The sequence below is a fragment of the Marinococcus tarijensis genome (assembly GCF_054971385.1).
In genome coordinates, this window is record NZ_JBQOJA010000055.1 from 1 (window position 1) to 8,043 (window position 8,043).

At 45.3% G+C, this 8,043-nt stretch carries 9 protein-coding genes; 6 read left to right on the forward strand and 3 right to left on the reverse strand.

What is annotated here, in order from left to right; genetic code table 11:
* The first annotated feature begins 186 nt into the window (after positions 1–186).
* Positions 187–1,002, forward strand: coding sequence for a polysaccharide deacetylase family protein (locus ACTTK7_RS16720; protein ID WP_462869237.1), 816 nt, complete (start codon positions 187–189; stop codon positions 1,000–1,002).
* A 116-nt stretch (positions 1,003–1,118) separates the two neighbouring features.
* Positions 1,119–1,556: a hypothetical protein gene (locus ACTTK7_RS16725; protein ID WP_462869238.1), complete on the forward strand. Its 438-nt coding sequence runs from the start codon at positions 1,119–1,121 to the stop codon at positions 1,554–1,556.
* A gap of 37 nt (positions 1,557–1,593) precedes the next feature.
* On the opposite strand, the gene ACTTK7_RS16730 is transcribed toward ACTTK7_RS16725, so the two are convergent.
* Entirely contained in the window at positions 1,594–3,069 is a 1,476-nt protein-coding gene (locus tag ACTTK7_RS16730; protein WP_462869239.1) for an aminotransferase class I/II-fold pyridoxal phosphate-dependent enzyme, read from the reverse strand.
* A 122-nt stretch (positions 3,070–3,191) separates the two neighbouring features.
* On the opposite strand from ACTTK7_RS16730, the gene ACTTK7_RS16735 reads away from it, so the two are divergent.
* On the forward strand, positions 3,192–3,482 hold the full coding sequence (locus tag ACTTK7_RS16735) for a UPF0223 family protein (protein ID WP_462869240.1): 291 nt from the start codon (positions 3,192–3,194) through the stop codon (positions 3,480–3,482).
* Between the two features lie 13 nt (positions 3,483–3,495).
* Here the strand turns inward: ACTTK7_RS16735 and ACTTK7_RS16740 are convergent, their stop codons facing one another.
* On the reverse strand, positions 3,496–4,122 hold the full coding sequence (locus ACTTK7_RS16740; protein ID WP_462869241.1) for a DUF1054 family protein: 627 nt from the start codon (positions 4,120–4,122) through the stop codon (positions 3,496–3,498).
* Between the two features lie 373 nt (positions 4,123–4,495).
* Between ACTTK7_RS16740 and ACTTK7_RS16745 the strand changes: the two genes are divergently transcribed.
* On the forward strand, positions 4,496–4,684 hold the full coding sequence (locus ACTTK7_RS16745) for a hypothetical protein (protein ID WP_022792649.1): 189 nt from the start codon (positions 4,496–4,498) through the stop codon (positions 4,682–4,684).
* Positions 4,685–4,813: 129 nt separating this feature from the next.
* Positions 4,814–5,605: an inositol monophosphatase family protein gene (locus ACTTK7_RS16750; protein WP_462869242.1), complete on the forward strand. Its 792-nt coding sequence runs from the start codon at positions 4,814–4,816 to the stop codon at positions 5,603–5,605.
* A gap of 20 nt (positions 5,606–5,625) precedes the next feature.
* Here the strand turns inward: ACTTK7_RS16750 and ACTTK7_RS16755 are convergent, their stop codons facing one another.
* Positions 5,626–5,799 carry a DUF5325 family protein gene (locus ACTTK7_RS16755; protein WP_462869243.1) on the reverse strand — a complete coding sequence of 58 codons (174 nt, stop codon included), beginning with the start codon at positions 5,797–5,799 and terminating at the stop codon, positions 5,626–5,628.
* A gap of 308 nt (positions 5,800–6,107) precedes the next feature.
* Between ACTTK7_RS16755 and typA the strand changes: the two genes are divergently transcribed.
* Positions 6,108–7,943: a translational GTPase TypA gene (gene typA, locus ACTTK7_RS16760; RefSeq protein WP_462869244.1), complete on the forward strand. Its 1,836-nt coding sequence runs from the start codon at positions 6,108–6,110 to the stop codon at positions 7,941–7,943.
* Positions 7,944–8,043 lie beyond the last annotated feature (100 nt).

The following is an 8,043-nucleotide window of genomic DNA, read 5'->3' on the forward strand; positions in this document are numbered from 1 at the left end:
GTCCAATACCAAGATAAAGGAAGAGCCGCTTTTTTCATATCCCTATCGTGTCAAGTCCAACTTGTGGTGAAGAGCCACCAAACGTTACTATTAACATTTTATAGAAAATATTTAGACTTTTAGCCCTGCCTTTGTAGAAATTTTGCTAAAATATAAAAGGGAATAATTAAACAGGGGGAGTACGGGTTGAAAAAAATATTAATACTATCATCGCTGGCAGCACTTCTTGCAGGATGCTCAACTGCTGGGGAGGATAATGCAGGGGCAGAACAAAAGGAAAAAGCAGGTACTGCGGCCCAGGAAGAAAACCAGGACCAGAACGAGAAAAAAGAGGAGCAGGAAGAGCAAAAAACAGAGGTCTCGAAGGAGGAAGAAGTGACTTATAAAGTTAACGAAGCGAACTGGACGGTGCAGGCAGAGGAAAGGGAAGGCGATGAAGTTCTTCTTACATTTGACGATGCTCCGGACGGAAATGCGGTAGAAATCGCGGAGATTTTAGCAGAAAATAAAGTGCCGGCTATTTTTTTTGTTAATGGAATGTTTTTGAAAGATGAAGAAGGAAGAAACGCCCTGAAACGAATAAATGATATGGGTTTTGCGATCGGTAACCATACGACGACCCATGCCTCGCTTCCAGATTTATCAGAGGAGGAGCAGCTGGAGGAATTAAAAGAAACCGATGAACTTGTAAAAGAAATAACCGGTAAAAAGCCGGCATTCTTCCGTGCCCCGTTCGGTCAGAACACTCCATTTAGCGATGAATACGCCAAAAATAACGGCATGATAAAAATGAATTGGACATACGGATATGATTTTGAGGCTGAATATCAGAATGCAGAGGCACTTACCGATATTACACTGAACACGGAACTGTTAACGGACGGCGCAAATATTCTTATGCACGACCGCGAATGGACAAAAGAAGCGCTTGGGCCAATTATTGAAGGATTTGATGAAAAGGGGTATTCGTTTATTGATCCCCAATATATAGAAGAAGAGTAGAAAAATGCTTGGTGCAAAAGCTTTTTATGTCGAATTTTGTTGAAAATTTTTGTTTGAGGCTGCATTAATGCTATATTGATTAAAATGAATTGGATTCACACGAAGGGGGAACTTCTATGGACCATTCCGCACTATACGATGAAATCAGGCTGCATGTAGGTCTCGCCCATGATTATTCCATAACGCCTGAGGGCTTCCTGCACTATGTTATGAATGCATTTCAGAAATACTGGCCGCATAAAGACCTGATTTCGTTATATGTTAATAAATGGACGCATTTTGAATGGCAGGACGGGGACGTGCATCCGGTACTTACGAAAGAAATGGACGTTCAAAACGGTCTTTTGCTTTTAGCAGATATAAAAAGAACTGTATTTTGCTGCCTGGAAGAAGGAATGTATCATTGGGTGCTTCCGTTTTATGATAATGAAGTGTTTGCCGGGAGCATTATAGTTTCAAGAGAGTCAGAAATGAAGGAACTGGAAAAAGAAGAAGTGTGGCTTCTCGAAGAAATCATGGCTTTTATCAATGCTAAGCTGCCTCAATACATGTAAAAGCACAAAAAAGCAGCTGCGGCTGCTTTTTTGCTTTTTATTGTATTGGCTTCTGCTCCTGGATTACCCGTATGGTTTCAAGGGAGGGGTCTTCGGGGCCCTGGACAGGAAGACCGGCTGCTGCGTTAGCCTGAATGTACGTTAAGTTTTCTTCGGTAATGATTTCGCCTGGAAGAAGCACCGGTATGCCTGGCGGATAGATCATAATGAACTCTGCGATAATCCGCCCGGCACTTTCTGAAAGAGCAATGGTCTCTTTTTCGGCATAAAATGCGTCACGCGGAGCAATTGATAAGGTCGGGATAGACGGAAGCTTTAATACTGCCGGAGCCTTGTAGGCCTCCGGAGCATAATGCTGTCTGGCCAGATCCTCCATGGCCTGTACAAGAAACGATATTTCCTGTTTGGTATCGCCAAAGCTGATGATGCAAAGAATATTATACAAATCGGACAGCTCTACCTCAATACGATAATGCTCCCGCAGCCATTTTTCAGCTTCATAGCCATTGATGCCAAGCTGTTGAACAGAAATTAACAATTTGGTCGGATCCATGGCAGTGACGGTATTTTGTTCAAGCATCTCAGATCCGGCACAGTATAAGCCGTTAATAGAATTAATAGAGGCTCTGGCGGCTTCAGCTAGTGCGAGCGTGTCATCTATCAGTGTGTGCCCTTTTAATGCAAGCTGCCTGCGTGCAGTATCGAGCGAGGCCAGGAGCGGATACGATGTAGATGTGGTTGTAAGCATGCTGAAGACTGCCTGGACGTGAGCGATTGAAACCCGGGTGCCCTGGACATTTAACACAGAGCTCTGGGTCATCGACCCCCCAAGCTTATGCACACTTGTAGCAGCCATGTCAGCTCCTGCTTCCATGGCTGAGGGGGGGAGATTTTCATGAAAATGTATATGCACTCCGTGAGCTTCATCGACCAGGACAGGTACATCGTACTGATGGGCGGTTTCTACAATGGCACTAAGGTCAGAGGAAAAACCAAAATAAGTTGGATTTATTACGAGGAGTGCCTTTGCGTCCGGATGCCTTTCGAGAGCATGATGCGCTGTTAAAGGTGTAATTCCGTGAGATATGCCAAACTCTTCATCGAGCGCTGGATACATAAATATGGGAACGGCTCCTGAAAAAATAATTGCATTCATGATCGATTTGTGTACATTTCTCGGTACAAGAATTTTGTCTCCCGGGGCACAAACAGATAAGATCATTGTCATAATCGCACCGCTTGTACCCTGAACGGAAAAAAAAGTATAGTCTGCACCGAAGGTTTCTGCGGCAAGCTTCTGTGCTTCATCAATAACGCCGGAAGGATGATGCAGATCATCAAGCGGTTCGATGTTAATCAAGTCCATATTTAATATATTACTGCCGATAAATTCACGAAATTCTTCATCCATTCCAGTGCCGTTTTTATGTCCGGGAATATGAAAAGGCACAGGCTGTGTCTGAATATGTTCTTTTAATCTGGTAAATATCGGAGTAAGCTGCTGTCTGTTCATATGCGTCCCTCCAGTGCGTTCAAAAACATTCAAATTATAGCAGATTTCATGACTTCATTAAATAACTTTGTGAGACGTTCCGACCGGGATTTGCTAGAATATTATTGAAGGGGGAAGCAGCAATGAAAGAAAACGTTAATATACCTATCTCCATGGAGTGGACTACACAGGAAATTATCGATGTGACCACTTTTTTTCAAGTAGTTGAAACAGCGCACGGTAAACCCGTGCCCCGGGAGGATATTTTAGGATTGTACGGGAAATTCAAAGAAATCGTGCCAAGTAAAAGCGAGGAAAAGCAGATGTTTCGTCAGTTTGACGAGGACGCTGAAGTGAACTGCTGGAAGACCGTGCAGGCGGCACGAAAAGCAGAAGCAGGAGAAAAAATTAATATGACCGGACGCTCAGCGTAGAGCGTCCGGCATTTTATATCGTCTGTAGAGACAGCTGATATAAAGGAAGAAGTTCTTTGAATGTACTATAAATGTAATCATACGTTTCGTCGTCACTCCAGGAGGCAGCCGTTTCCGCGTCGAACTGACGTCCGATCAGAAGCTCCGCCTTTTTGACGTCTCTTACACGCTCAAGGGTGTGAATGACTTTATCTTTGTTTTCATGAATAAAAAATGCGTCCGGCTTTGTATGGTCCGGGGAGATTTTATAGTCCTCCGGCAGGGAGGTAAGTTGAGAGAGGCGGTCCAGATACATTTTCCCGATATCCGCTTTGTCCGGTACCTCGTACATATGGGTTAACCAGGCGAACAAATGGTCATCGAAAAGCCCGACCTGAAAATGAGGATGTTTTTTGTAGCCTCTTTTATCCGGTGCAACGCCGAACCACGTGCTGTCCGGAGGGTGGACAGAGCGCCTGGCATGCTTTGCAATATGAATAAACAATTCTTCGCCGGTATCTGCTGCCAAATCTTCGGCCAGCGGTTCTGCCAGTCGGGAAAAAACTGGCTGGATGTCGTTCCGGATTTGAGTCATGCGGTTTTCAAGACCTTCTGCCTGCATAATAGAAAAATCATTTTCAGTGAAATGCTGTCTGCTCATGTAATGACTGCTCCTTTTTCGATGGTCTGTCACAAGCATACTGAAAATCCAGTTCTACGGCAACCAATCGATTCCGGTGGGAAACGCAATTATTTAAAAATACTGAAAATTTTTGTGTGTTTTTCTTGCGTTTCCGGTAAAAAGGTTTTATAATTCCAATAATCCTTATAGAATAACGATATGCTCAAACGTTGCCAGTATATCGTTAGATACACAGGAAAGAAAGTAGGGAGAGGCTGTTGCAGAGTATAATTTCAGAACAATAGAGACAGTTCTGCATCTTATATTTTCTGAACATTCTGAGAAGAATTGCCAGCGTCAGTTAACTTTTCAACTCGTGACATAATTATTCCATTTAAGGGGTGTGGGAAACTTGGAACAGGTAATTCAGGCGTTTAAACGTAGAGATGCAGAAGAGCGAATCCCGGTGCTGCGCTTAGAAATTGATTATGAACTGGTAACCCTTCATGACGCTATGGCAGAGGAAGATTTAACATCTATTCATGCCAGCAAATACCGCCTGGAGCAATTACGCCAGGAGTGGATTCGGCTGGAAGTATAATATAAAGTAAGAAGCTCCGGTCTGCTTTACAGCAGGCCGGGTTTTTTTATGCAGAAATTGGGGGCATAATTTTGCCGTATTGAGGGAACAAGCACTTATATACATAAGGAAGAAGCGGAGAGGATTATAATGGAAGAGAATTGGTCAGAAATGCAGCAGAAAGCTGTGCAGTGGGTACAGGAAGCAGGCGAACTTCTTCGTGCGTCCCTGGAGGAAAGCTTGATTATAGAAACAAAATCGAATCCAAATGATTTAGTAACAGAAATGGATTTCAAAATCGAGCGGCTGCTGACGAAAAAGATTATGAAAGAATATCCCGGACACCGTATTTTAGGAGAGGAAGAAGCCGGAGCAGACATTACAGACACTGACGACGTCATCTGGATCATAGATCCTATAGATGGCACCACGAACTTTGTTCATCAGCAGTTTAATTTTGCTGTATCGCTGGCTGTTTTTGAAAACGGCGTCGGCAAGGTAGGCATTGTATATGATGTGATGGCAGATGAATGGTTTACCGCACTGGAGGGCGGAGGGGCGTATCGCAACGATGTCAGGCTGCCGGAGCTGAAACCGGCAGAATTAAATGAATCAATTGTAGGTATTAACGCCAGATGGATTAAAAACGAAAAAATTCCTTATGCCAGACAGATGCGTAATATTGTGGATGAATCAAGAAGCACCAGGGCCTATGGCTCTGCTGCAATTGAACTTTGCTATGTAGCATGCGGCCGTCTTGATTCCTATGTGAACCTGTGGCTTGCGCCGTGGGATTTTGCCGGGGCGGAAGTGCTGTTACGGGAAGTCGGGGCCGATATCTCAACGATCGATAACCAGCGGCCGTCGATGCTTGAAAAAGGACCGTACTTGGCCGGCCGGCCGGGTCTGCAGGAAAAAGTACGGGAGATGCTTAACAGCTGATCCCCCGTACTGATTTTTGGCTATGCTGCAGAGCTTGCTTTCAGCTTTCTGGCAAAATAGAAAGCCGAGCAGGTTACGGCAATGGATATAACGGCAATAATAATAGACGCTTCGGCTATAGCAATCCCTATAGAGGCGATGCCGAAGATAGCTAAGGCTGCAAGCAGCAGGTATAACCACTGTACTTTTGTCATAGAGTCCCTTCTTCCTTTAAAATGATACTGCTATCATTTTATCGGCTTTGGAAAGAAAACTCAAATAAGTACAGCTGGCTTTGATTCAGGGCTGGTTTATGTTATATTGGGCTAAGTAGTGTCTGTGATGGTAACTTGCCAGTTGGCGTTCCTTTAATGGAACCCGGCATACGTTATACTGACAATGTAAAATGTAATGGTAGGAACTCAGATAAAAATGGCAATGAGAACCCTGGCTTTATGGAAGACGATATCGTCGAGTGCCAGGGTTTGTTATGATTGCAGCAAGAGAATAGGAGAGATTTATAGTGACAGTTTTACGCAAAGATATTCGCAATATCGCGATTATTGCCCACGTTGACCACGGGAAAACCACCCTTGTCGACCAGCTTCTTCGTCAATCAGGAACGTTTCGGGAAAATGAACAGGTAGACGAGCGGGCAATGGACACCAACGATATTGAAAAAGAACGTGGTATTACGATCCTGGCTAAAAATACAGCAGTAAAATATCATGATACGCGTATCAATATTCTTGATACTCCCGGCCACGCGGACTTTGGCGGGGAAGTAGAGCGCATCATGAAAATGGTGGACGGCGTTCTTCTTGTGGTAGATGCCTACGAGGGATGCATGCCGCAGACTCGTTTTGTTTTGAAAAAAGCACTGGAGCAGAACCTGACCCCAGTGGTAGTCGTTAACAAAATTGACCGTGACATGGCTCGTCCGTCAGAAGTTGTGGATGAAGTCTTGGATCTGTTTATCGAGCTTGGGGCAAACGAAGACCAAATCGATTTTCCGGTTGTTTATGCTTCCGCTATTAACGGAACAGCAAGCGAAGACCCTGAAAAACAGGACGAGGATATGGATGTTATTTTCCGCATGATTTCAGACAACGTGCCGGTTCCTTATGATAACAGCGATGAGCCCTTCCAGTTCCAGATAGCGATGCTGGATTACAATGACTACCTTGGAAGAATCGGCGTAGGCAGGGTCTTCCGCGGAACACTCCGGACTGGGGATCACGCCGCGCTTGTCAAGCTCGACGGAACAGTGAAAAAATTCCGGATCTCTAAAATGTTTGGTTTCTTCGGTCTGAAAAAAGAAGAAATCAGCGAGGCCAAGGCCGGAGATCTCGTAGCTATTTCCGGGGTTGAAGATATAATGGTTGGGGAAACAATATGCCCCGTCGACCATCAGGAAGCGCTGCCGGTACTCCGTATCGATGAGCCAACGCTCCAGATGACTATTCTAGTGAATAACAGCCCGTTTGCCGGACGCGAAGGCTCTAAAATCACGAGCCGTAAAATTGAAGAACGGCTTCTCACGCAGCTTGAGACAGACGTAAGTCTCCGGGTCGACCAGACGGACAGCCCGGACGCGTGGTTAATTTCCGGGCGCGGTGAGCTTCACCTTTCCATCTTAATCGAAAACCTGCGCCGCGAAGACTTTGAACTTCAGGTATCGAAGCCGCAGGTAATTGTTAAAGAAGTGGACGGCGTGCTCTGCGAGCCGTATGAACGTCTGCAGGTGGATGTGCCGGAGGACTATACCGGAGCAGTTATGGAGTCTCTCGGCGAACGTAAAGGCGAAATGGAAAACATGGTTAACAAAGGCGACGGCCAGGTTCGGATCGATTTTATGATTCCATCGCGCGGCCTGGTTGGATATACAAATGAATTCCTCTCCCAGACCAAAGGATACGGTATTTTGAACCATACGTTTGAAGAATACCGTCCGTATATTAAAGAACAGATTGGCGGCCGCCGTCAGGGAGTACTTGTTTCCATGGAAAACGGCAAAGCGACTCCTTACAGCATGATGCAGCTTGAAGACCGCGGTACAATGTTTGTCGAGCCCGGTACCGAAATTTATGAAGGAGTGATTGTCGGCGAGCACAGCCGTGAAAATGATCTGGCTGTAAACGTGACAAAAGCGAAGCAGCAGACAAACGTGCGCTCAGCCACCAAGGACCAGACCGTAACGATGAAACGTCCGCGGATTCTGACCCTTGAAGAAGCTCTCGAGTATTTAAACGCCGATGAGTACTGTGAAGTTACTCCGGATTCAATCCGGCTTAGAAAGAAAATTCTTCAAAAAGGCGAGCGCGAGCGTGAGCAAAAACGCCAGAGCGTTTCTAAATAATAAAAACACCGGCCGCAGTTTTTTGCACTGACCTAGAAATATGAGACAAGATAAAGCACCTAGCCTTCTGCCGTTCGGTATTCCACCGGCGTGTGGAAGG